Below are 23118 nucleotides of genomic sequence, written 5' to 3' on the forward strand. Positions count from 1 at the left end.
TAAACAAATGTATTTTTACGACTGTTGATAAGCCGATTTCGATGATTTCACATAATAAACTCCGTGCTCAACCTTAATGATATGATCTGGTTTTGGCTTACCGCGGCCCGCTCTATGTCCAGCTAAGTGCTCTTCACTCGTTTCCCAGTTCTTCCATGCTTCTTCTGATTCCCACCGAATCATAACTACAACTTCTTCGTCTCCGCGTCTTACTTTTTTAACGAGAACACTTAAGTCGATGAATCCTTCAAATTTTTCAATAATTCCTTCTCCTGTGAAACGCTCTACAACTATATCTGATGTACCTTCTTTTACTGTAAATGTCTTCGTTTCGATAAACATATATTCCACTCCCTCTTTGTAATACGAATGCTAGTATTCTTCTATTATAATTGATTATGATAATTATTTTCAATTATAAAGTTTCAAATCTTTATAATTATGCTGACTTCTCCTCAATCGCCTCATCTAAAAATTTGAAATACGGAAGCAATATTCCTATTAAAGAAGTAACACATATAATCGAACCGATGATAAAGTATAATACTCTCACTCCCCACATTTCACTCAGTATTCCCCCAAGAAACACACCTAATGGCATTGCCGATCGTATGAAAAATAATCGCACTGAAAATACTTTTCCTATCATATTATTTGGGACAGTTTGTTGGCATATCGTCGTGTTATGAACATTGAAAAATGCAATACATATACCAGCAATTACCTCGATTACAATCGCAATAATAATACTATTATTTAAACCTAGTGAAATGTAAGTAAGGCCCCCTACGAATAATCCCCCAAGCATAAGTAATCTACGGCTTCTATACTTCACTTTCCCAACTAACATGGAACCAACTACATAGCCAAGTGGGAATCCTGCCATAAAATAACCGTATTCAGCATACCCTGCCGATAGTTCATCTTTAATATAAGGAAGATTCGTAACCATCGTTACTCCTACTCCAAATTGAACGAATGTTAGAAAGATACCAAGCCAAACGATAACTGGTTTTGTGAAAAAGTATGTAAAACCGTGAAGGAACTGTTGTAGCCACGTTTTTCGAAGTTCTTGTTTTACCCTTTCCTCTTTTATGAAAAGTAAGAATCCTCCACTAATAAATAGACAAACACATACGAACAACATTGTTAATTTGATTCCAATGAATTTAATAACGATACCACCTAATACTGGCGCAAGAAACATCATAAGACGAGTCATCCCATCAATATATCCATTTGCATCTTGAAGGTGCTCTTTACTTACAATGCTCGGTATAATTGCTTGACTTGCAGGTGTATAAAGCGGCGTGATGAGCCCAATTATAATTTGAACGACATACACGTGCCAAACTTCTATACTACTAGTAACTAACATGACTAAAGGTAGTAAGAAAACAGAGGCCCGCATCCATTGCGAAAAAATCATAATCCACTTTCGGTTCCATTTATCAATAAATGGTCCGCTTATTAGTTGCAGCATGAGTGACGGGATAAAATATAATAGCCACATGCTACTTAATGCTGTTTTTGATCCTGTTAATTCATAAACGAGAATTGAATTACATAACGTCCCGAAAGCCCCGCCTAATTCTGAAATTGCACTGCCAATCCACATAAAAAAGAATGAACGATTTTTCAATACACTATTCACTATAGCTCACCAACTTTTCTATTAAATTCCTCCCTTTATGTACATTCTCGTTGTATATTATCTATTCAAAAATGCATCTAATTCTTTCGCTAAAGACTGCACTGCTTTCTTCCTCAATACATACTTTCCGTCATGTATATCAACTAACTTCGCTGCACGTAACAGTTTCAAATGATGATGTACTGTCGATTTTCCTAGTTGTAATCTTTCCGTTATATCTTGCAGTGTACGCTCTTGTTCAAATAGTAGTTTTACAATACGCAATCTTGCCTCATCCCCGAGCGCCTTATGTTTATGAACTAAAAAATAACTCGGCTCATATGGATCTTCCGGATGTATACTTTCATTTGCGACCGGATAATGAAACACTTTCGTATCTTCAATATCAGCTTCTATGTTCCACGGTCTGTACGTAATTTGTGGGATAAGAAGTACGTGATGAACACTTGGCTCTGGCATATATATAACGCCACCTGTAGCCCACTCGACAAACTCTTCCGGTTTCATCTTTTTATTCATTTCATTTTTCGCTTCATAATCTCGCTTTAATATAGAGAGCAGTTGCTCCTCTTCTTTCTTAATAACACCCTCATACCACCCTGTCATAACCGCGATTAAATGACCCTTTAGTTCTTGTACATCTGCATCACATATAAAGCCAATATAAGTAGAGAAAAACTGGTGATCATGTGTCAGTTCCTTTAGTTCGTGTATTACAGATGCTTCTCCGCTTGCGGCTAAACGTCTTTTCGCTTGATACACTTCTCCTAAAAACGGTAAACATATATACTTTAAATCTTCTTCTGAAAATGAATCGATATTTGCAATAAACTGTGATAGATCCTGAAAATCTCCCTCATACAATAACTGAAGCAATGCTTTCCATGTATTATTTTCTTCTACAAACTGTAAATGCTCTCTCATCTCTACCGATAATGATTCTCTTATTTCTTCCCATTCACTTTGAGTCTTTTCAAGAGTATCGATTAACCTCTTATGAGTAATTGCCGCAATGCCAAGTGCGCATTCGAAAAGTATCGAATACTTCATTTGAACGTTGTATGTTTCCCTTTTTCTACTCGTCACGTGAAAGACTTCCATTTTATCCCCTCCTTATTTGCTATGTATTAAATTCTATATTTATCGAATTATACCTTCTATTTTTTTAGAATTTTAAAACTTTCTGAAACTTTATATTGCTACAAGTTTTTAAATTTAAGCTGCAGTTAATTTTCTTGTTCAACTATGAGGCAGGTTTATTGAAGAGAAAGGAGAATTTATTACGTTTATAAAAATGATTTGGAAAGCATAGGTTTATTTCTGCAATTACTACAACGGCGCCGTATTGTTCTTTTAGAAACTTCCAAACATCAATCAGATGATAAGTAGGTACGTTTCTACCTAATTTATCTAACACTTATTGTTGGTCTATCTCATAGTTAAGGAGGCTATACGAATGGGTAAAAAAGAAATATTACAAAATGGGGTCAAGCAAGTTTTTTACGAAGAAGAATGGTATCCACCGATATCAGAAGCGTTAAAGAATCTTACTGCTGCACAAGCATGTTGGCACCCAGAAGGAAAGGCCAGTAATACGATTTGGGAAAATGCAAACCATTTACTAACCTTTAAAGAACGCTTACTGTCCCGCTTACATCAAGATGACACATTTGTTGCTCCACAAAATAATGATGACACGTTTGTCCAAGATGGACCTAATGATGATGATGCTTGGCAACAAACAGTGAAGCGAACGCTCCAAGTACATGATGCCTTACAATCTTCATTAACATCCCTTCAAGAAGCAGAACTGGATCAACCAAGTCCGTCTCTACCAGTTTGGCAACAATATATGAATATCCTATTGCACGATGCATATCATACAGGTCAAATTATACAACTTCGTAAACTCCAAGGTTCATGGCCATCTCATCGTTCATATTTATAAAGTGAAACTTTAATCAGTGGGGGTTTTTTCCATACCCACTGATTATTAGCCCTCACCAATCGGGCGTTTACGGAGAGTTGATCTCCCACCTAACTTCTTTGCTCCACCTGAATTTTGAGGTGGGAGTTTTACTGCCCACAAATAGTGGGATAAGCAATGATTAAAGATGATAGACAAGCATATGATTCTACATTTAGCAGAATAAGTACAAAAAAAGCAAATGAGATTCTAACTCTCATTTGCCTTTTTGCATGCTGGAGAAACGTCCTGCAATGATTTATTAAGCTTAATTAAAATTCAACAAAGAATGTTCAATGGATAAAGTAAAACTTTAATTAGGCATTTACGGGCCATTATCTCCCGCCTTACTTCCTTGCATTCACCGCTTATTAATTCATTTGTGCATCGTTCAATAGCCCAATTATTTCACTCAACATTTCTTCTGTAAAAGCACCTGCGCTAAAGTTCACTAATGCTCGTAATGGCATATCATCCATCATTTCAGAAGCATCACTATCCCATCTAGCAGAAATAGTCACATTAAACCTTAGTTATCTATCTTCCCTTTTCAAAAAGGAAGTTAGAATTTCTCTAAATCAATATATTCAGCGTGCCAAAGTCATTTTACAAAGATCTTTAAAAAATATACTGGTATTTCACCTAAACAATTTAAAAATGGATGCAGCTATTAATTGTCCTTCGTTCTACCAATAGATTTATTTTGTTGCTTTACCTTATTTATACATATCCTTTATAAAGCGAAAAAACATTAATTTTTAGTACATAAATTGAAATAGACTAATCCCAAACATAATTTAAATTCTTCATAACTTCTGATCATAATCCAAATTTGGAAGAATAGAGGCTTTTTTATATACAAATAATAAGCCTCAAGGAGTTGTTGACATGCATTTCATATTAAATATGTTAGGGATTTTCGTTGTAATATTAATCGTTTTCCTATGTTCGCCTAATAAAAGAAAAATAAAATGGAGACCAATTGTTATTCTAATAATATTGGAGCTTTTTATTACGTGGTTTATGTTAGGCACGAAATTGGGCAGTATTATCATTAATAAAATTGCGTCATTTTTCAGTTGGCTACTATCATGTGCGAATGAAGGAATTCGATTTGTATTTCCTTCAGCTATGGAAAATCAAACAGTTGATTTCTTCTTTAGCGCCTTACTTCCTATCATTTTTGTTATCACTTTCTTTGATATTCTTTCGTATTTTGGAATCTTAACTTGGATTATTGATAAAGTTGGTGCAATCATTTCAAAGATTTCTCGTTTACCAAAGTTAGAAAGCTTCTTTTCCATTCAAATGATGTTTTTAGGAAATACGGAAGCACTTGCAGTTGTTCGTGATCAATTATCTGTGTTAAAAGAAAATCGTTTGTTGACTTTTGGAATTATGAGTATGAGTAGCGTCAGCGGATCCATTCTTGGTGCTTATCTATCAATGGTTCCAGCAACATATATTTTCAGCGCTATTCCTTTAAACTGTATTAACGCATTAATCTTGGCTAATGTTTTAAATCCTGTAGAAGTTACTAAAGAAGAGGATGTTATTTATTCACCTTCAAAAAATGAAAAAAAAGATTTCTTTTCTACTATTTCAAACAGTATGTTAGTTGGGATGAATATGGTTATTGTTATTTTAGCGATGGTAATTGGGTATGTAGCATTAACAGCATGTTTAAATGGTATTTTGAGCTTTTTTGTAACAGGCTTAACAATTCAAAAAATCTTCTCTATTATCTTTAGCCCCTTTGCTTTTTTACTCGGTTTATCAGGAAAAGATGCTATGTATGTAGCTGAATTAATGGGGATAAAAATAACAACGAATGAATTTGTTGCAATGATGGATTTAAAATCAAACCTAAAGTCTTTACAGCCGCATACGATTGCGGTTGCAACTACATTTCTAGCTTCTTTTGCTAACTTTAGTACAGTAGGTATGATTTATGGAACTTACAATTCATTATTTGGCGGGGAAAAATCATCAATAATCGGTAAAAATGTTTGGAAGCTTCTTGTTAGCGGAATGGCTGTTTCCTTATTAAGTGCTATGCTTGTGGGGCTTTTTGTATGGTAAATGAATAATTGTAATAAGATGAAGACACTTAAACTGAATTGGGTGTCTTCATCTTATTACTTGTTCTTTTATAATTCTTATCTCCGAATCTGTCCATTTCCACGAATCACATATTTTGTGGAAGTCAATGCAGGTAGCCCCATAGGTCCCCTTACGTGTAGCTTTTGTGTACTGATGCCAATTTCTGCGCCGAATCCGAATTCAGATCCATCCGTAAAACGAGTCGATGCATTATGATAAAGTGCCGCGGCATCAACAGATGTGAAAAATTTGCTGACGTTTTCCTCGTTCTCTGTAATAATCGCTTCGGAATGCATGGATCCATACGTATTTATATGATGAATCGCTTCTTCCGTAGTGGAAACCACTTTAACTGCCAGTGTGAGAGATAAAAACTCTGTTTCCCAGTCTTCTTCTGAAGCTAATGCAATAGAAGAATCAATTGCCAATGCTTTATTATCACCACGTAGCTCCACGCCTCTTTCCTTCAAGGAAGAAAACAGCTCGCTACCAAATTGCTGCGCCCAATTCTCATGAAGTATAATCGTTTCAATTGCATTACATACAGATGGACGCTGCGTTTTTGCGTTTATAATAATATTAAATGCCATTTGTTTATCCGCTGTTTCATCAATGAAAATATGACAATTCCCCGCACCTGTTTCAAGTACTGGAACAGATGCTTCTCTCACTACAGTATCTATTAACTGCTTGCCGCCTCTTGGGATAAGAACATCCAAGTACTCATTCAATGTAAACAACTGCTTTGCACTATCGCGCGTTGTATCTTCTATGAGCTGTACGCTTTCTGGAGGCAAACTTGTTTGTTTGAGCGCCCTGTGAATAACGCTAACGATGGCTTTGTTAGAATGAATAGCAGAAGAACTACCACGTAGTATTACTGCATTTCCTGTTTTTAAGCAAATTGTAGCAGCATCCACTGTCACATTCGGCCTTGCCTCGTAAATCATTCCGACAACACCAAGTGGTACGCGCATCTCCTGAATAGATAATCCATTTGGTCGTTCCCATGCACTAACACGCTCTCCAACAGGATCACGTAAATCAATTAGCTGCTTAATTCCCTCAGTCATATCAATGATACGCTGTTCATTCAGCATAAGACGATCAAGAAGAGAATCAGAAAACCCTTTTGCCTTCCCTTCTTCGATATCCTGTTTGTTTTCCTCTAAAATATAAGCTTTTTCTACTATCAGCTGATCAGCAATCGCAGCAAGTGCTTCGTTTTTTTGATTTGTAGATTTAAGCACAAGTTCTCTAGCGATTTTTTTCGCTTTTTGTCCCTTTACCAACACTTCATTCATTTTCATTTCCTCCTTTTTAAAGGTTAATCAGTTTATTATTTGAGGACCATTTAACACGAGTATCTAAATCTTTCCTGCCCATTAAAATTTGCGTGCTCTCTTTTCTTAAAATGAAACCCAATGATCTCTATGGATGACTTCATAATTATGCCTTTCGCCTCTTGCTTGAATATCATGGCTCTGCATACCTTTTAGACCCTTTAGTTCCTCTGCACTATATGTGCATTGTCCTTTTCCTATTACGTGTCCTTGTTGCGTGATTACTTCTACGACTTCGCCCGCTTGGAAAAATCCTGTCACATTTGTAACGCCAGCAGGAAGTAGGCTCTTTCCATGCTGAATGATGGCAGTAACTGCCCCGGCATCTACTTCAATTTGTCCGCTAACAAGCGAATGCAAGGCGATCCATTGCTTGTTCATCTTAATCACTTTTTGAGGAGCATTCCCGATATACGTTCCATCACCTTTGCCCTTCAAAACATCTAAAAACTTCTCCTGTCCACGTCCTGTTCCGATAAATACACTCACCCCAAGAGATAGTGCCGTCTTTGCGGCATCGATTTTTGATTTCATACCGCCAGTCCCAAGTTTTGAGCCAGCATCTCCAGCAAGAGAAGCGATTTCTTCCGTAACTTCAGGAAGAAAATAATATTTTTTCGCATCCGTATTTTTTTGAGGATTTTTGTCATATAAGCCATTCACATCGGTAAAAATCATAAGCATATCTGCCGACACAAGTCCGCTTACTAAAGCTGACAGCATATCATTATCACCGAACGTTAGCTCTTCTAAAGAAATGGAATCATTTTCATTGATTATAGGAAGAGCAGAACGGTTTAGTAGCTCTCCTAAAGTAGCGTAAGCGTTACTGTATTGTTCTTTTCTAGAAAAATCACTTCTCGTTAGTAAAAGTTGTGCAGTAACGATACCATATTTACGGAATTCCTCCGTGTATGCCTGCATTAATAAACTTTGCCCGACAGCGGCAGCAGCCTGTTTCCCTTTAATTGTCACAGGTCTGCTAGGATACCCTAGAGCAGAAAAACCTGCAGCGACGGCCCCAGATGTAATTAGTAAAACTTCATGCCCTTCCTCTTTCATTCGTGCCAATGCGGCAACGTGATCTGAAAGTTGTTCTTTACAGATGCCTCCATGACTCGCTGCCAAGGAACTACTCCCAATCTTTACAATAATTCGTTGTTTTTTCACTTTTTTATCCCCCAAGTCTAAAATCAAAGTTTTAATAAATTACACTTTTATTTATACAGTTTGCAGCTATGTCTATCCTCATCAATGCTGCACCTATAGTACTAAAGGGCAAAATAAAAATGACCGCTTCGCCCTTAATAAAATAAAAAGGACGAAACGGTCATTGTTCCGCGGTACCACCTTAATTGATATACATAGATATCCACTTGGCGCCTATAACGCAGGCGTACGCCTAAACTTTCATTTAAGACTCGGGGATAGGTTCGATACATTCTATACGAGGAATCTTTCAGCCGGTGAATTCCACTCTCTTTCGTAAGAAGACATATGTACTAGTTCCCTTCAACGATTTTCAATTTAATTTTTTATATTATGCGATATAATGTGATTTGGTGTCAAGAAGTATTTTTAAAAATAAATAGAGCGGCAAGTTACTTGTATGAAATTATTACCCTACTGAATGAAAATACAAATCGATATAAGTTTAACTCATATTCATCAACATAAAACCTAAAATTAAAGTGTATATATTTACATAATGTCGAATATAATTGATTTTCAACTTTTGGTGTTGCAAAAAGGAATATATTCTCTTAGAATGTTTCTTTATATTGCATGGAGATATCATTATTATTTTAAAATAATAATATCAGACCGATATAATTTATGATAAAAGGAGCCAGATTGAGTTATTATGGACAAACAAATTGGATTCATCGGATGCGGAAATATGGGAATGGCTATGATTGGCGGGATGATAAACAAAAATATAGTGTCTTCAAATAAAATCATTTGTTCAGATTTAAACACTACGAATTTAAAAAATGCTAGTGAAAAATATGGACTTACTACAACTACTGACAACAATGAAGTAGCTAAAAATGCTGATATTTTAATTTTATCAATTAAACCAGACCTATACGCATCAATAATTAACGAAATAAAAGAAGTGATAAAAAACGATGTTATCGTCGTAACGATCGCTGCAGGAAAAAGCATTAAAAGTACTGAGGATGCTTTTCATAAAAAGTTAAGGGTTGTAAGAGTAATGCCTAATACACCTGCTCTTGTTGGAGAAGGAATGTCTGCGTTATGTCCTAATGAAATGGTGACAGAAAGGGATTTAGAAGATGTACTAAACATTTTCAATAGTTTTGGTCAAACAGAAATAGTAAGTGAAAAATTAATGGATGTTGTAACATCTGTAAGTGGTTCTTCGCCAGCATACGTATATATGATTATAGAAGCGATGGCAGATGCTGCCGTACTAGATGGTATGCCAAGAAATCAAGCATATAAATTCGCAGCTCAAGCTGTATTAGGCTCTGCAAAAATGGTACTAGAAACAGGAATACATCCAGGTGCATTGAAAGATATGGTTTGTTCTCCAGGCGGAACAACAATAGAAGCTGTAGCAACATTAGAGGAAAAAGGCTTACGAACAGCCATCATTTCAGCTATGCAGCGTTGTACGCAAAAGTCTGTTGAACTATCCGGTCAAACTAAAAAGTAACAACTGCAAAAAAGACCAGATTAGCTGAATACACAAATCTTTAAACAGCTTTACACTTTATGCACATGTGATTTACATACTCCCCTGTTTCCACTAAAAGATAAACGGACAAATTCATGAATAATTGAGTTTGTCCGTTTCGTATTTTGTTATCCTAAAATAATTCCCCTGTTCTTATTATCATTTATTTCATAGCGTAATGCCCTTTTATTATTAAGGTAACATCATTTTCATGTCTATTGAAATATTCTCAGGGACTAAGCATAATATCCATTAAAAAAGGTTGTGGTATCAATCGCCTCAAATTGTTAACATAATAATTTATCGTCTCCTTATATTAATACCTACTATTTCCTAATCCACCTCCATTACAATTTAAATCATTTAAGTTTTCTCCATACCGTGCATCTACTAGTTAAACAAAAACTCCCCTTAAATCGAAAATGATTAAGGGGAGTCAGTCATATTTGATGAAGTTATAGTTCTGATTTCACTGGAATAGAAACATTATTTTTCACTAAATTTTTAACTTCTTTAAAGCTAACAAAATTGTTGTTTTGCTCATCCCAAAGACGGAAACGGAGTGATCGCAAACTTGTAGCAAGAGTAATCGTTGGTACATTCTTTAAAGGAAGCGTATTATTGTGTGCCTCTTCTAATTTATAATTAGGTACTCTTGGACTTAAATGGTGAACATGATGATACCCAATATTACCAGTTAGAAATTGCAGGATTTTGGGAAGTTTATAAAAAGAACTTCCTTCCACTGCTGCTTTCACATATTCCCACTCTTTATCTTCTTCAAAATAAGAATCCTCGAATGTGTGCTGTACGTAAAACAGCCAAATACCTATTGAACCTGCTATTAAGAATATGAAACCATGTACTAAAAGAAACGATTGCCATCCGATTGCCCAGCAAAGTAATCCTACTAAAGCAACAATTAAAACATTCGTCAAATAGGTATTCATGCGTTCCTTCTTTCTAGCACCTTTTCTGTTAAATCTATTTTTAAGTAGGAAAACATAAATCGGACCTAACCCAAACATAACCAATGGATTGCGATATAAACGATATGCTAAACGGAGTCTAAATGGCGCTGCCAAATATTCATTCACTGTAAGGGTCCAAATATCTCCTGTACCTCGCTTATCCAAATTACCACTTGTAGCGTGATGAACGGAATGCTCATGCCCCCATTGATCAAACGGGAATAAAGTTAAAACACCCATACATGTCCCTACTATTCTATTTACACGACGACTTTTAAAGAAAGAATGATGGGTACAATCATGAAAAATAATGAAAACCCGTGTCATAAATCCAGCGGCTAACACAGCTGGAACTAATGCTAACCAATAAGAAACGGACAAACTTTTATAAGCAAGGTACCATAAGATAATAAATGGCACTACCGTATTGATGATTTGCCAAACACTTTTTTTTGCCGTTGATTTTTCAAAAGGAGCAACTTGTTTTTTTAAATTTTTAGTATTTTGTAAGGTCATTTTTTCTAATTCCTTTCCTTTATGTTGCTAATTCGTATTATAACACATTATTAGTAGTAGGTGTTATACGCAGGTATAATAAATATTTTATACTATGAAAATCTCTTTTTTCTTACTCATTCCTTACAAATTGCTTACGTCCAGAATAGCTTCTATTATAGGAAAGAAAGAGCATTTGTGCCGGAAATTCCGAAGTTTTTCCCAATAAATATATTAATTAAAAAGAAACACAGAATTTTTTTCACTTCTGTACTGCCCCGTTTCCACAATCAGAAGTGAACTGTCCCATAAGTCGGTGTCACCGACTTTGATATGCTCCTCTTAGTTTCACCTTATTCTATCGATATACGTAATGTTCACTTGTTGCAACTGATTTTACCGGAACTGGATCTATTTCATGAACAAATCAAATTACTTTTAAAATAAAAAACTAGTCTATTTTGAAAACTTCCCTCACTTTTATTTAACTGTTATTCTATATAAAATATAAAAATTTAACGTCCGTTTATTTAATTTCAAATCTATGATATATTCAAAATATTAATCACACAAAGTTAATAAAATGAAAACAAGGGAAATTTATGAAAAAACATATTTTATATTCATACTAAAATCACATAGTTTTTAGTATAGAAAGGAGATTCAAAATTTGAATAAGAATTTAACCAAAATTACATTAATAAACGGTATCGCTCTTATACTTTATCATTTTTTTAAATGGTATTTAGTTGAATTCCTTACCCCATTTGTTATGCCATTTCTTTCAATAATAGTTCATGGATTGTTTTTCTTAATATTAATTTTCACAATCATACATCTCATTAAATACAAAAATTGGAAATCGTTAATTATTCAACTAATCATAGTAATTACTTGGATATGTATACCATTTAATGAGATTTATATAAATTTAGATTTTATTATCTATAAAGAAGATCGTGAAAAAGTTATAGCACTTATAGAACATAAAGAGTTAACTCCTAATGTTCATTATGATAGTAAACAAATTCATTTACCTAAACAGTTTGCATCCACTTCCAAAAACGGTGGGGATGTAATTATTCAACAAAATAAAAATGGTATTTCTGTTTTCTTTTTTACTTATCGTGGTATATTAGATAATTTTTCAGGATTTATTTACACACCAAATGATACTAGACCAAACAAATACGACTTTAATAATGAATATAAAGAAATCACAAAAATAGAAAAAAGCTGGTATTATGTCACATCATATTAAAGAACACAAAGATTTTCTTTTAATTATATTAAAAACATACCGTATTTATAGAAAGGGAATGCTTGTATACTATATACTGATCTGTACTGTATTCCCTAATTAGGCCCGACACGAATTCTTGTCGTATTAGCTCATTCAAGGTGATGCAATTTTTTTACAAGCGATACATCTTTTTTATCATATAGATCGCTTTAACGCCACTCAATATAGAGGTTGCTGTTTCAAATGACTTGAACCTTAACATAGGAGTAGCATAACACATCCATCAACTTAAGAATTTTCTCGTTTTGGATTATTTGTTTTTCTCAGCTTGATTGTGACAGGGCACTGCCAACAAAAAGCGATTTTCGTACGCTAAGCGATCTTTTATATAAAAAAACCGATTTCCTGTAATCTAAAGGATAATCGGCCGTGTTACTATTCATTTATTTGTAGTAGTTGAAGAAATTCTAAAGGTATAATCATATTAATTATTATCTATAAAACAATTCGCTTCTCAGTTTTAGAGTCGAAATAATGAACTTTATCCATATTCAAAACTAGATCTATATTAGATTGACTTTGCACATCTAAAGATGTGTCCACACGTGCAACAAAGGATTGTCCATTAATATTAGAATATAGATATGTTTCTGCTCCCATTAATTCTGCTACATCAATCGGTACTGTTACTTTTGTGTTATATGGTAAATCCTCGATTTCTTTTCCATAATAAAAGTCTTCTGGACGTATTCCTATTATGATTTCTTTATTCGTATATCCCTTATTTCGCAAGCCTTTCCTCTTCTCTTCTGACACTTCAATTTTCCACTTATCAATCATAACTGCATTATCTATTAATACTCCTTTGAAAAAATTCATTCCAGGAGAACCAATGAATCCTCCGACAAATACATTCTCTGGATTATCATACACTTCTTTCGGTGTACCGACTTGTTGTACAATCCCGTCTTTTAATACAACTAATCGCGTTGCCATCGTCATCGCTTCTATTTGATCGTGTGTAACATACACAGTTGTTGTTTCCAGCTGCTTGTGTAATTTTGTAATCTCAGCACGCATTTGAACGCGTAATTTCGCATCTAAGTTTGATAAAGGCTCGTCCATTAAAAATACTTTTGCATTTCGAACAATCGCTCGGCCTAAGGCAACACGCTGGCGCTGCCCACCTGAAAGTGCTTTTGGCTTCCGGCTTAAATACTGCTCAAGTCCAAGAATTTTTGCTGCATGTTGCACACGCTGGTCAATTTCTTCTTTACTATACTTTCGTAGTTTTAATCCAAATGCCATGTTTTCATACACACTCATATGCGGATAAAGTGCATAGTTTTGAAATACCATTGCAATGTCTCTATCTTTCGGTGTAATATCATTTACACGTTTTCCGTCAATATAAAAATCGCCCTCTGAAATCTCCTCAAGTCCTGCAATCATACGTAATGTTGTAGATTTCCCACACCCTGAAGGGCCAACCAAAACGATAAATTCTCCATCATTTACTTCTAGGTTAAAATCTTTTACGATTGTCACATCATGATCATATTTTTTGTAAATGTTTTTGAATGATAGTTGAGCCATAATATCCTCCTAGAATTCGAGCTATATTTATAGATATTGTTAAAAATTATGATGACATGAATTATAAAATCTTCGAAATATCCTTCATACTGTTTAAAATATAATCCGCTTTTCCTTCTAAATCTTCCTTCCTGCTCGCACCCGATAAAACGCCCACTACTTTAATGTTACTATTTCTCGCAAATGTAACGTCTGTTAATGTATCACCTACCATAAGCACATCTTCTTCAGTTAGTGAAAATTTTTCTTTAAACATATGATAAAAGTCACTTTCAGGTTTTGTCCTATTCACACCATCATCTGCACCTAAAAAATCTACATAATCATATAACTCAGTCATTTTCAGAGAATGAATAGCTGCATCAACATCGTCTGCCGTAACAACCCCAATAATATATTCATTGTCTTTTAAATATCGTAACGTTTCCTTTGCACCTTCCACTTCTGTAAATACAAGATCATCTGCAGTAGAGTACTTTTTGAATAGAAGACATACATTTTGAATAAAATCCTCTTTATTCACATGTTGATTTTCTAACAACGAATACCATGCAGCCGCAATAAAGTAATTTGTGCGACAAGCTAGTAAACTCGTACTCTCAAAATCGTTATCATTCATACCAATAATCGTTAAGTAGTCATCTCGTTTACTTTTTTCATTTGGATACGTTTGAAATATATCATCTAACACACGATGCACAATTTTGTACCAAACTGAATCTAACTGTATTAATGTTCCATCTTTATCAAAAATAATCGCTTTATTCACCTTTTATTCCCCCTATAACTTCATTCCATGTTTTTATATTTTTATTCTGAACTTTATTATGAATAGGATTAATAAATACTACTAATTCGTCCTCTTCCCATCCCTCAACTCTAGCGTACGCCCCTTCATTTAAAGAGAATGCAAAGGTTACATCGCTTCCGTATTCTTTTTCAATCGTTCTTCCATTTATAAGTAATCTCCACTCACACGGTTTATCTGCTTGAACGTTATAAATAATATTTCCTTTAGCCTCATCTCCGACAGCAATCGTTTCACCTTCGTTTTGAATATCTATCGTTAGTTTTCTAAATCGAGAGAAATAAATTCTTCCGTTTTTGATCGCAAATTTCAAGTTTTTAATTGATAAACCGTTACATAATACATATGTTCCTGGATCACCGTAAATGGATGGGTCTTTTGATCCTGGGAATGTTTTAGATGGATGTAAATGAGAATCACTTCCTCCTATTCCCCAGATTTTAAGACCATTTGACCACATTTGATCGAAACAACGCAAAGCTTCTAAAGTAGATGATTTACTTTTTTTATAAGTTGGATCACACATAATCTCCATCGTATGAACATTTTCTAGGTTAATATTAACTTGGTTCGCCCAAGGCTTCATAAATGGATGATTCACACTCACTAAATAACCTTTTTCTTTCATGAGTGAAAATAATGCATTCATTTTTTCAGCACTAAATGATTCATCTACATACTCTGTAAAATCAATGAATTCTCTTATACCAAATATATTGTAATGGCCGTAAGGAGTTGTAAGTTCCATAGATGGTATAATTAATGTGTTTCCTTTTTCATAAGATGGCATAACAATATTGTGTTCCGTCGCATATAAAAAATCTAATTCTTGTTTTTCACATACTTGCATTCCAAGTTCATCATCTATCTCGCCATCTGTTAAATCTGTATGTTCATGAAAATCCCCTTTGTACCAGCGATGCTCTTCATTTACTACCTTATTAAAACGGTCTTCATCGATAAAAACATTGCCCTTACAAAAATGCTCTCTATTATACTTTCGTTCCAACTGATCATTCACTTCTATATTTACTGTATAGTCAACTTTTTCCCCAGTAAATTTCACTACTTTCTTTGCACAATGAGGGATATATACGACTTCTAATTCCCAATTACCTGACTGCATGTCTCCTCCAATACAACCAGCAGAACAAAACTTTGAATCTTTCGAAATGACTAGTTTTTCATTTACAATTGGAGTTTGATATTGTATGCGCACACAACCGTTAGGATCTCTCAAGATTAGTAAAAGCGGAATTTTCCGGCTATCCCCTTGATCAATTGTTAATGTAAAGTTTGCAATATTAGTTTCATCCATTTGGAAACAGTGTTTATTTTTTACGAATGGAGAAAGTGTTATCGTACTTGTTATTTCGATCATAGTTCTCACACCTTTTTAAGTGAATTTTAGAGGCACTTCCTTCAAAAGCACCTCACGTTCATACTACAAACAGGTTTATTTCTTCTTTTTCAGAACTTTATCTAATTCTTCTTGCGCAACTTTAGCTGCTTCATCTAATGCTTTCTTTGCTGGAACCCCTTCAATCTCTACTTTATCTTTTGCTACATTTAAAGCGTCATTGATTTTTCCGCCCGTTGGATCTACAAATGGTCCCACTCCATTATTGTTGGCTTGTTCTAACGGAACTAATGCTTGTGGTTGTTTTTTAACAAATTCAGCATATGGACCGTACTCTGTTACATTGTTACGAACAGGAATATAGCCTGTTGCCATTGACCATTCAGCCGTTTTCTCCGTACTTGTCGCAAATTTCATAAAGTCATATGCACCTTTTGCTACTTCTGGATCAATATTTCTCGTTAATGTGAATAAATATGTTTCTAATTTTGGTGCTGGTTTATTATTATCCCAAGCTGGTTGTGGCAATGCGTCAAACGTGTTAAGACGTTCTTCTTCCGTCATTCCTTTACCTAATGATTTGAAAACAAATCCTTGGTCACCAGATGATCCTGTAAACCCTAATGTTCTGCCTTCTACTAAATCAATTACCGTTTTATCCCAATATTCCCATCCAGTACCACCTGAATGTATTTTCATAATTTTATCTTCATGAAGCCATGTGCGGAATTTCTCCCATACCGTAACCCAAGTATCATCGTTAATTAATACTTTTTTACCATCTTCACTTAATACATTGCCACCAGCACTACGGACTACATCAATTAAGTTTGATGTCCCCCACATTGGCATCCAGCCAGCATATGAAACATTTCCGTTTTCACCACGTTTTGCGACTGTTTTTGCTACCTTTTCTACACCTTCCCACGTCTTTAAATCCTCTTTTGTAAAGCCATTTTCCGCTAATGCTTTTTTATTGTAATAAAAGATTTGTGTTGTACCGTAAAACGGAATTCCATATAACTTTCCGTCAATTGTTGCTTGCTCCATAAAACCTTTTCCGTAATCTTCTTTTTTGAAATTATTATCATTTTTAACAGATTCATCTAAAGGTACGATTAACTGTTTTTTAACATATTCTTGAATGACGTCTGAACCTAGTAATGCGATTGCTTCTTGGTTATTCGCTGCAAATCCACTTTGTAGCTTTTGATAAGACTCATCGTAGTTACCCGCTTTCGTCGTTTTCACTACATATTTGTCCTGACTTTTATTGTATTCTTCCACGATCTTGTCTACACGATCTGCAAGAGAACCACCCACTCCATTTATGAATGGAACAACAACCTTCTCGCCTTCTTTACTTGCTTTAACCGTACTTCCTTTTCCACCTGAACAACCCGCAAGTGCACTAACAAACAATGTTAAAACTGTTAGAAGCATGAATAGTTTTTTCATCCCACATATCTCCTTTAATATTTAATTACCCCTTTATTCCTGAATCAGTAACACCAGATAAGAACCATTTTTGTAGAATTAAAAATACGATTAAGAGCGGCACCGTTGCGATTGTACTTGCAACCATAATGTGTGACCAATCTCGTCCTAAAGAACTATTAATGAAATAATCAGCAATTCCATTCGTAATTAACTTTTGTGTATTATCTTTCAAAATAAGAGCTGGCCAAATGTAATTATTATAGTTACCAATAAATGTGACCAATCCTAATGTTACAAATGATGATCGTGTCATTGGAAAAATAATCTTCCAAAGAATACGCCAATCACTCGCTCCATCAATTTTGGCTGCTTCTACTATTTCAAAACCAACTTTGTGGAACGTTTGTTTCAAATAGAAAATACCGAATACGCTAACAGCCATAGAAATCATGTATCCAAAATGTGAATCAAGCAAACCAAATTTCCCTAACATTACATATACAGGAACATACGATACAGCTCCAGGGATCATATAGGTTGCCATCACAACACTAAACGTAATATTCTTGCCTTTAAACTTATAAAATGCCAACATATAAGCAAAAAGCGCTGACGAAACAAGTACATATATAGTAATGATGAAAGAAGTATAGAAACTATTAAATAAATATGTGCTAAATGGAAGTATATCTAATACTTGCTGATAATTTTCCCAGTGAAATTCTTTAGGCCAAAAACCTCCTTGTAATACTTCACTAGATGTTTTAAACGAACCAAGCACCATCCATATGAATGGAAAAATAAATAGTATACTTGATAATGCTAGAAAGAGATGCTTTACGATTAATGGACCTTTTTTCATATTATTCACCTTAATAGTTCACCCACTTGTCACCTATTATTTTGTTTATAACAGATAGTAGTATTGTAATGATTAGTATGATAAATGCGATTGCTGTTGCAGATCCCATATCAAATTGTTCAAACCCTTGTTGGAAGAATAAATAAAGTAACGTACGCGTCGAACCACTAGGTCCACCTTGTGTTAAAATTTTTATTTGATCGTAAGCCTGCACTGAAGAAATTGTATTGACAACAACTAAGAAGAACGTTGTTGATGAAACCATAGGCAGTGTTACATATCGAAATTTCTGCCATGAATTTGCTCCATCAATACTAGCTGCTTCATATAAACTATCTGGAACTTTCTCTAATGCGCCGATATAGAAGATCATCGTCCAACCAACTAATTTCCAAACTGTCACAATAATGACTGCTAACATCGCTGTTTGACTACTTTGAAGCCAGTCCAAACCTGGTATCCCGAAAAAGTTTAGAACTTTATTAATAACTCCAAATTGAGGTTCATATAAGAGTGACCACACAATGGATACAGCTATTGTTGGCGTTACCCAAGGTGAAAAGATCATTAATTGGTACAATGCAGAACCTTTGAATTTTTTTCGGAAGAATAATGCGAATCCTAAACCTAATGCAATCGTTGGAATCACTGTTCCAATTCCGAAATAAAACGTATTTAGCAATGCTTGCATAAAAGAATCTTGTGTAAATAAATTGAAATAGTTTTCTAAACCAACAAAATTAAAATCATTCGTCATAAAATCCCAATCAGTAAAACTAATACCTAAACTAATGAAATTCGGAATAATCCAAAATAATATTAGAGGTATTCCAACTGGTATCAAAAAGAACACAGCTTTTGATAGTTTTATTTGCATTCTTGCCACCTCCTAATTCATATTGTACGAGTATATTATTAACACAATGTTGTTAATTTGTTAACTAATTGTAAAAACAACAAATAAACAAAATAAAACAACACATAAACAAAAGAAGACTATTTCTCAACTTACTAAGAAATAGTCTTCTTTTTGTTTTTCTATACTGTTATTACTTCTACCCCATTACTTGTTAACACATTTTGCCACGCCTCATCGAGCTTAGCGTTTGTATATAATGCATCTATATCACTAAAATTCCCGCTTTTATAAAACTTTGTTAAATTAAACTTTGACTCATCTACCATCATTACAACTTGTTTTGCATTATGCTTTAACTGCTTATATATTTGTGCATCTTCAATATACGAACATGTTAGTTCCTTTTCTAAAGAAATTCCATCACACGAAGCAAATAACTTATTAACAGTGAAATGGTCAAGATAGTTTAACGTCATTTCTCCAGACAATGCTAATGAATTTGTATTCAATATTCCTCCAATGACTATTAACCTGCAATCAAAGGAATCATATTGTTCTTTAAGCTCAATAATTTTATTTACAGCTGGTATCGAGTTTGTTAAAATCGTCAAATTCTTTTTATCGTGTATGTAATCCAAAATTTGCATTGTGGTTGTCCCAATTTCAATTGCGATAATATCATTATCTTCTACGAGTTTACTTGCTTCCATTGCAATTTTTCGTTTTTCTTCAATATTTTCAGCTCGGCGCTTATTAAAATGAAATTCTAGTGTCTGATCTTTTTTCTTAATTGCACCACCATGTATTTTCGTAAGCTGCCCTTCCTTGTGCAACATATCTAAATCTCTTCGTATCGTTTCTGTTGTAACATTTAATACCTTCGCTAAATCATTCACCATAACCCGGTTGTACTTTTCTAACTCATCTAGTATGTGTTTTCTTCGTTCAAATTGTGTGTACGATTTCATTTCATTAACACCTCGTCAAATTACGTAAAATATTGATTTTCTAAAAACTCTTATTATAAAGTGAAACTTTAATCAGTGGGGGTTTTGTTCATTCCCCACTGATTATTAGCCCACACCAATCGGGCTTTTACGAGCAGCCCGATTCCTACCTAACTTCTTTGCCCAGCCGAATTTTGAGGTGGGAGTCTTACCGCCCACAAATAGCGGGATAAGAAAGACTTAATCGTTACTTTTAACATAACATCATTTACAGAAAGAAGGAACGATTATCTTTACTATATTTCGTCAAAGGAACAATGATATATATCACCATATTCACCATACTTTTTTATTACAGGAAGTCTATTTGTTTGGCGCCCTTTTTTATAAAGAGTAGTACTTTTTATTTTCATCTAAAATTTAAATTTACTTAACAATAAAAACAAGATTAAAATAAATAAAAGTTTATTGTTAAACGATAAATTTCATGTTAGATTAAATAGATAATATTTAAATGAGGTGCTTTATATGAAACAAGGATCAACACTCTTTTTAAAGACAGCTATTATTCTGATTGGAATCCCTGTTCTTGCTTTATGTATATTTTTAGTTCCTAACATAGGGAATTATGCAGCGGAATTGTATCCCGATATTGCATATATAAAATATCTTATTTTAATCAATCTGTATGCAACGGTGCTACCTTTTTATTTTGCTCTGTATCAAGCTTTTAAACTTGTAAGCTTCATTGACAAGGGTAACGCTTTCTCGAAATTATCTGTTAGAGCTTTAAAGAAGATAAAACACTACGCAGTAACAATTAGTATTTTATATGTTGCAGGCATGCCACTCTTCTATCTTGTGGCGGAGAGAGCTGATGCACCAGGTATTATTATACTTGGCATGCTCCTAATCTTTGCTTCAATGGTTATCGCAGTCTTTGCTGCCGTTCTCCAAAGACTTTTAAAAGATGCGATAGATATAAAATCAGAAAATGATTTAACGGTCTGAGGTGAATAACATGGCAATAATAATTAATATTGATGTAATGTTAGCTAAAAGAAAAATGAGTGTAACAGAGCTTTCGGAGAAGGTTGGAATTACAATGGCTAACCTTTCTATATTAAAAAATGGAAAAGCAAAAGCAATTAGAATTACAACTTTAGATGCTATTTGTAAAGCATTAGAATGCCAACCTGGGGATATTTTAGAATATCAACCTGAAGATACCGAATAAAAAAGAGTCCTTCTATTAATGAAGGACTCTTTTTATTGCTCATTACGGCGCGAAGCTAACTTGACCCGTCAAAACTAAAATAATTGCGATGATCCAAAATATAAAAAATGATGAGGACAGTACTAATGAAATAATAGCTATCCCCTTCTTCTCTGTTTTTTTCGTCATTGTGATTATTGAAAGTATAATACCTACACCTGTAAGAGCAATCGTTACATAATCTCCAACTATATTTCCCGCATTCGCTATTCTCGTCGGAGTTATAAAAACGAATAAAAAACACATAATTCCGATGAGTAAAGATATATAGCTTATTATACTGTACTTCTTTTTGGGAACTATTTCGGTTTTCATCTTACTATCAAATTTTTCATGCACTTCTTTATACTTAGCTTCATTTTGTAACTACTAAATCCGCCCTATCCCTCGGTGATTCCGCTTCCCAATAATACTCCTCAGCTTTCCAATACCTACTTTGAAATTTTGAAAGATTCTTCTGCGTTTCTGGACTTTCACGTAGAAACCTTGTCTCTCTTGAACAATCCAAATACACCATATAATGAAAAAAATCTCTCCATTCTTTTCGCTGCAGAAAAACTCCTTCTATAATTATTACACCTACTAAAGGAAGCTGTATTTCTTTCATTTCACATGAGTCTGTTTCATCATGATAAAAAGGTAATTCTAATTCAATAGCGCTTTGTAACTTTTGAAAAAGGTTTCGCAGCAACCAATCGATATCCCATTGAAAGTTGTAATACTCATACCACTCTTCAAATCCAGTATTATATCGCTTGTTACGCTCGGTAATATGATCGTCAATATGAAAAATATGAAACGGAATTCCATTTCGTTTCATATTTCCTTCTAATTTTTTAACCAATGTTGTTTTACCCGAACGACTTAGTCCGTCTATACCTATTATAAATTGCTTATCTTTATGTCCCTTAATAACCTTCATTATTTCATTTGTGCTCATTACTTTTGCCAATCTTCTTTTAATAATGAATAAACGACCGTGTCATGAGCAACATCATTTTGAATCATATATTTCCGAAGTAATCCTTCTTCTTGAAATCCGATTTTTTTTAATAAATTACGGGAAGCTTCATTTTCTATATATACGACAGCTGCAATTCTTATAAAGTGCAACGTTTCAAATCCGTAAGCTAGTATTGCTTGCAGTGCCTCTGTTGCGTATCCTTGCCCCCAATATGTATCATCTAGCTCATAACCAATTTCAGCCCGTTTATGATGATTGTTAATTAAATGAAATCCACACGTACCAATTAATTGATCCGTTCCTTTCTTCTCTATTCCCCAGCGAAATACGCTTCCCTCTTCATTACGCTTTCTAAACGTTTGAATTGTCGTTTTCGCTTGCTCAATATTTTCGAAAGCATCCATCCCAAAATAACGAATAACGGATTCTTTTGAAAAATAATGGAACATCGTTTCTGCATCTAACAGTGTAAGTTCTCTTAATAGTAAACGTTCTGTCTCTAATTTTGGAAACCCCATCCTCTTTTT

Annotated in this window: 23 protein-coding genes, 1 pseudogene and 1 other annotated feature; of the genes and pseudogenes, 7 read left to right on the forward strand and 17 right to left on the reverse strand. The window is 34.2% G+C overall.

Going from position 1 to position 23118, the window contains the following annotated elements; all coding sequences use genetic code 11:
- Positions 1-15 precede the first annotated feature (15 nt).
- The 3 genes from hmoA to SB773_RS14485 form a co-directional block, all read right to left on the reverse strand.
- A complete protein-coding gene (gene hmoA, locus SB773_RS14475) occupies positions 16-342 on the reverse strand; it encodes a heme-degrading monooxygenase HmoA (protein WP_002084853.1) in 327 nt (108 codons plus the stop codon).
- Positions 343-439: 97 nt separating this feature from the next.
- Positions 440-1654, reverse strand: coding sequence for an MFS transporter (locus SB773_RS14480; protein ID WP_410590524.1), 1215 nt, complete (start codon positions 1652-1654; stop codon positions 440-442).
- Between the two features lie 57 nt (positions 1655-1711).
- Positions 1712-2755 (reverse strand): ArsR/SmtB family transcription factor, encoded by a 1044-nt coding sequence (locus SB773_RS14485; protein ID WP_410590526.1) that lies wholly within the window; start codon positions 2753-2755, stop codon positions 1712-1714.
- A 355-nt stretch (positions 2756-3110) separates the two neighbouring features.
- Here SB773_RS14485 and SB773_RS14490 point away from each other — a divergent pair, with 355 nt between their 5' ends.
- Complete coding sequence (locus SB773_RS14490) at positions 3111-3602, forward strand: DinB family protein (RefSeq protein ID WP_410590528.1); 492 nt, start codon at positions 3111-3113, stop codon at positions 3600-3602.
- A 389-nt stretch (positions 3603-3991) separates the two neighbouring features.
- On the opposite strand, the gene SB773_RS14495 is transcribed toward SB773_RS14490, so the two are convergent.
- Complete coding sequence (locus SB773_RS14495; RefSeq protein WP_165497923.1) at positions 3992-4141, reverse strand: hypothetical protein; 150 nt, start codon at positions 4139-4141, stop codon at positions 3992-3994.
- Here SB773_RS14495 and SB773_RS14500 point away from each other — a divergent pair.
- Together SB773_RS14500 and SB773_RS14505 are read left to right on the forward strand one after the other, a co-directional pair.
- A pseudogene (locus SB773_RS14500) lies at positions 4098-4294 on the forward strand (helix-turn-helix domain-containing protein); the annotation flags it as partial. The gene SB773_RS14495 and the pseudogene SB773_RS14500 sit on opposite strands and share 44 nt — an antisense overlap.
- Before the next feature lie 214 nt (positions 4295-4508).
- On the forward strand, positions 4509-5702 hold the full coding sequence (locus tag SB773_RS14505) for a NupC/NupG family nucleoside CNT transporter (RefSeq protein ID WP_002084844.1): 1194 nt from the start codon (positions 4509-4511) through the stop codon (positions 5700-5702).
- A 77-nt stretch (positions 5703-5779) separates the two neighbouring features.
- Here the strand turns inward: SB773_RS14505 and SB773_RS14510 are convergent, their stop codons facing one another.
- Together SB773_RS14510 and proB are read right to left on the reverse strand one after the other, a co-directional pair.
- Positions 5780-7027: a glutamate-5-semialdehyde dehydrogenase gene (locus SB773_RS14510; protein WP_410590531.1), complete on the reverse strand. Its 1248-nt coding sequence runs from the start codon at positions 7025-7027 to the stop codon at positions 5780-5782.
- A gap of 105 nt (positions 7028-7132) precedes the next feature.
- Entirely contained in the window at positions 7133-8236 is a 1104-nt protein-coding gene (gene proB, locus SB773_RS14515) for a glutamate 5-kinase (protein WP_410590533.1), read from the reverse strand.
- 144 nt (positions 8237-8380) lie between these two features.
- Positions 8381-8591, reverse strand: a binding site (T-box leader).
- A gap of 339 nt (positions 8592-8930) precedes the next feature.
- On the opposite strand from proB, the gene proC reads away from it, so the two are divergent.
- Positions 8931-9749, forward strand: coding sequence for a pyrroline-5-carboxylate reductase (gene proC, locus SB773_RS14520; protein ID WP_410590535.1), 819 nt, complete (start codon positions 8931-8933; stop codon positions 9747-9749).
- A gap of 476 nt (positions 9750-10225) precedes the next feature.
- Here proC and desA read toward each other — a convergent pair whose 3' ends face one another.
- The gene (gene desA / locus SB773_RS14525) at positions 10226-11257 is read right to left on the reverse strand and encodes a Delta(5) desaturase DesA (RefSeq protein WP_131247950.1); all 1032 of its coding nucleotides are present in this window, start codon (positions 11255-11257) and stop codon (positions 10226-10228) included.
- 649 nt (positions 11258-11906) lie between these two features.
- Between desA and SB773_RS14530 the strand changes: the two genes are divergently transcribed.
- The gene (locus tag SB773_RS14530) at positions 11907-12497 is read left to right on the forward strand and encodes a hypothetical protein (RefSeq protein WP_410590538.1); all 591 of its coding nucleotides are present in this window, start codon (positions 11907-11909) and stop codon (positions 12495-12497) included.
- Between the two features lie 477 nt (positions 12498-12974).
- Here SB773_RS14530 and SB773_RS14535 read toward each other — a convergent pair whose 3' ends face one another.
- From SB773_RS14535 to SB773_RS14565, 7 genes are all read right to left on the reverse strand, one after another.
- Positions 12975-14075, reverse strand: a complete 1101-nt coding sequence (locus SB773_RS14535) for an ABC transporter ATP-binding protein (RefSeq protein ID WP_410590540.1) — start codon at positions 14073-14075, stop codon at positions 12975-12977.
- A gap of 61 nt (positions 14076-14136) precedes the next feature.
- A complete protein-coding gene (locus tag SB773_RS14540) occupies positions 14137-14844 on the reverse strand; it encodes an HAD family hydrolase (protein WP_131247956.1) in 708 nt (235 codons plus the stop codon).
- A complete protein-coding gene (locus tag SB773_RS14545) occupies positions 14837-16264 on the reverse strand; it encodes a CehA/McbA family metallohydrolase (protein WP_410590542.1) in 1428 nt (475 codons plus the stop codon). The genes SB773_RS14540 and SB773_RS14545 overlap by 8 nt, the downstream gene beginning before the upstream one ends.
- Positions 16265-16339: 75 nt before the next feature.
- The gene (locus SB773_RS14550; RefSeq protein ID WP_131247961.1) at positions 16340-17701 is read right to left on the reverse strand and encodes an extracellular solute-binding protein; all 1362 of its coding nucleotides are present in this window, start codon (positions 17699-17701) and stop codon (positions 16340-16342) included.
- Between the two features lie 25 nt (positions 17702-17726).
- Entirely contained in the window at positions 17727-18545 is an 819-nt protein-coding gene (locus SB773_RS14555; RefSeq protein ID WP_002110514.1) for a carbohydrate ABC transporter permease, read from the reverse strand.
- A gap of 10 nt (positions 18546-18555) precedes the next feature.
- Positions 18556-19422 carry a carbohydrate ABC transporter permease gene (locus SB773_RS14560; protein WP_002200097.1) on the reverse strand — a complete coding sequence of 289 codons (867 nt, stop codon included), beginning with the start codon at positions 19420-19422 and terminating at the stop codon, positions 18556-18558.
- 161 nt (positions 19423-19583) lie between these two features.
- A complete protein-coding gene (locus SB773_RS14565; protein ID WP_107886701.1) occupies positions 19584-20372 on the reverse strand; it encodes a DeoR/GlpR family DNA-binding transcription regulator in 789 nt (262 codons plus the stop codon).
- A 507-nt stretch (positions 20373-20879) separates the two neighbouring features.
- Between SB773_RS14565 and SB773_RS14570 the strand changes: the two genes are divergently transcribed.
- Together SB773_RS14570 and SB773_RS14575 are read left to right on the forward strand one after the other, a co-directional pair.
- Complete coding sequence (locus SB773_RS14570) at positions 20880-21362, forward strand: DUF2975 domain-containing protein (RefSeq protein ID WP_289404097.1); 483 nt, start codon at positions 20880-20882, stop codon at positions 21360-21362.
- 10 nt (positions 21363-21372) lie between these two features.
- The gene (locus tag SB773_RS14575) at positions 21373-21588 is read left to right on the forward strand and encodes a helix-turn-helix domain-containing protein (RefSeq protein ID WP_000974615.1); all 216 of its coding nucleotides are present in this window, start codon (positions 21373-21375) and stop codon (positions 21586-21588) included.
- 42 nt (positions 21589-21630) lie between these two features.
- On the opposite strand, the gene SB773_RS14580 is transcribed toward SB773_RS14575, so the two are convergent.
- The 3 genes from SB773_RS14580 to SB773_RS14590 are packed head-to-tail and all read right to left on the reverse strand — an operon-like array spanning position 21631 to position 23109.
- Positions 21631-21942 (reverse strand): hypothetical protein, encoded by a 312-nt coding sequence (locus SB773_RS14580; RefSeq protein ID WP_002190010.1) that lies wholly within the window; start codon positions 21940-21942, stop codon positions 21631-21633.
- A gap of 40 nt (positions 21943-21982) precedes the next feature.
- Positions 21983-22567 (reverse strand): kinase, encoded by a 585-nt coding sequence (locus SB773_RS14585; protein WP_410590620.1) that lies wholly within the window; start codon positions 22565-22567, stop codon positions 21983-21985.
- Positions 22567-23109 (reverse strand): GNAT family N-acetyltransferase, encoded by a 543-nt coding sequence (locus SB773_RS14590; RefSeq protein WP_410590547.1) that lies wholly within the window; start codon positions 23107-23109, stop codon positions 22567-22569. The genes SB773_RS14585 and SB773_RS14590 overlap by 1 nt, the downstream gene beginning before the upstream one ends.
- Between the last annotated feature and the right edge of the window lie 9 nt (positions 23110-23118).

Origin of the sequence: Bacillus sp. SIMBA_074, assembly GCF_046534555.1 — a bacterium.
GTDB lineage: Bacteria > Bacillota > Bacilli > Bacillales > Bacillaceae_G > Bacillus_A > Bacillus_A mycoides.

Bases quoted from the DNA above. Each gene is read 5' to 3' on its own strand.
- SB773_RS14490 (WP_410590528.1), top strand. From the start codon at position 3,111: ATGGGTAAAAAAGAAATATTACAAAATGGGGTCAAGCAAGTTTTTTAC.
- SB773_RS14555 (WP_002110514.1), bottom strand. From the start codon at position 18,545: ATGAAAAAAGGTCCATTAATCGTAAAGCATCTCTTTCTAGCATTATCA.
- SB773_RS14550 (WP_131247961.1), bottom strand. From the start codon at position 17,701: ATGAAAAAACTATTCATGCTTCTAACAGTTTTAACATTGTTTGTTAGT.
- SB773_RS14510 (WP_410590531.1), bottom strand. From the start codon at position 7,027: ATGAATGAAGTGTTGGTAAAGGGACAAAAAGCGAAAAAAATCGCTAGA.
- SB773_RS14485 (WP_410590526.1), bottom strand. From the start codon at position 2,755: ATGGAAGTCTTTCACGTGACGAGTAGAAAAAGGGAAACATACAACGTT.
- SB773_RS14575 (WP_000974615.1), top strand. From the start codon at position 21,373: ATGGCAATAATAATTAATATTGATGTAATGTTAGCTAAAAGAAAAATG.
- SB773_RS14565 (WP_107886701.1), bottom strand. From the start codon at position 20,372: ATGAAATCGTACACACAATTTGAACGAAGAAAACACATACTAGATGAG.
- proC (WP_410590535.1), top strand. From the start codon at position 8,931: ATGGACAAACAAATTGGATTCATCGGATGCGGAAATATGGGAATGGCT.
- SB773_RS14535 (WP_410590540.1), bottom strand. From the start codon at position 14,075: ATGGCTCAACTATCATTCAAAAACATTTACAAAAAATATGATCATGAT.
- hmoA (WP_002084853.1), bottom strand. From the start codon at position 342: ATGTTTATCGAAACGAAGACATTTACAGTAAAAGAAGGTACATCAGAT.
- SB773_RS14545 (WP_410590542.1), bottom strand. From the start codon at position 16,264: ATGATCGAAATAACAAGTACGATAACACTTTCTCCATTCGTAAAAAAT.
- SB773_RS14580 (WP_002190010.1), bottom strand. From the start codon at position 21,942: ATGAAAACCGAAATAGTTCCCAAAAAGAAGTACAGTATAATAAGCTAT.
- SB773_RS14505 (WP_002084844.1), top strand. From the start codon at position 4,509: ATGCATTTCATATTAAATATGTTAGGGATTTTCGTTGTAATATTAATC.
- SB773_RS14560 (WP_002200097.1), bottom strand. From the start codon at position 19,422: ATGCAAATAAAACTATCAAAAGCTGTGTTCTTTTTGATACCAGTTGGA.
- SB773_RS14585 (WP_410590620.1), bottom strand. From the start codon at position 22,567: ATGAGCACAAATGAAATAATGAAGGTTATTAAGGGACATAAAGATAAG.
- SB773_RS14570 (WP_289404097.1), top strand. From the start codon at position 20,880: ATGAAACAAGGATCAACACTCTTTTTAAAGACAGCTATTATTCTGATT.
- desA (WP_131247950.1), bottom strand. From the start codon at position 11,257: ATGACCTTACAAAATACTAAAAATTTAAAAAAACAAGTTGCTCCTTTT.
- SB773_RS14590 (WP_410590547.1), bottom strand. From the start codon at position 23,109: ATGGGGTTTCCAAAATTAGAGACAGAACGTTTACTATTAAGAGAACTT.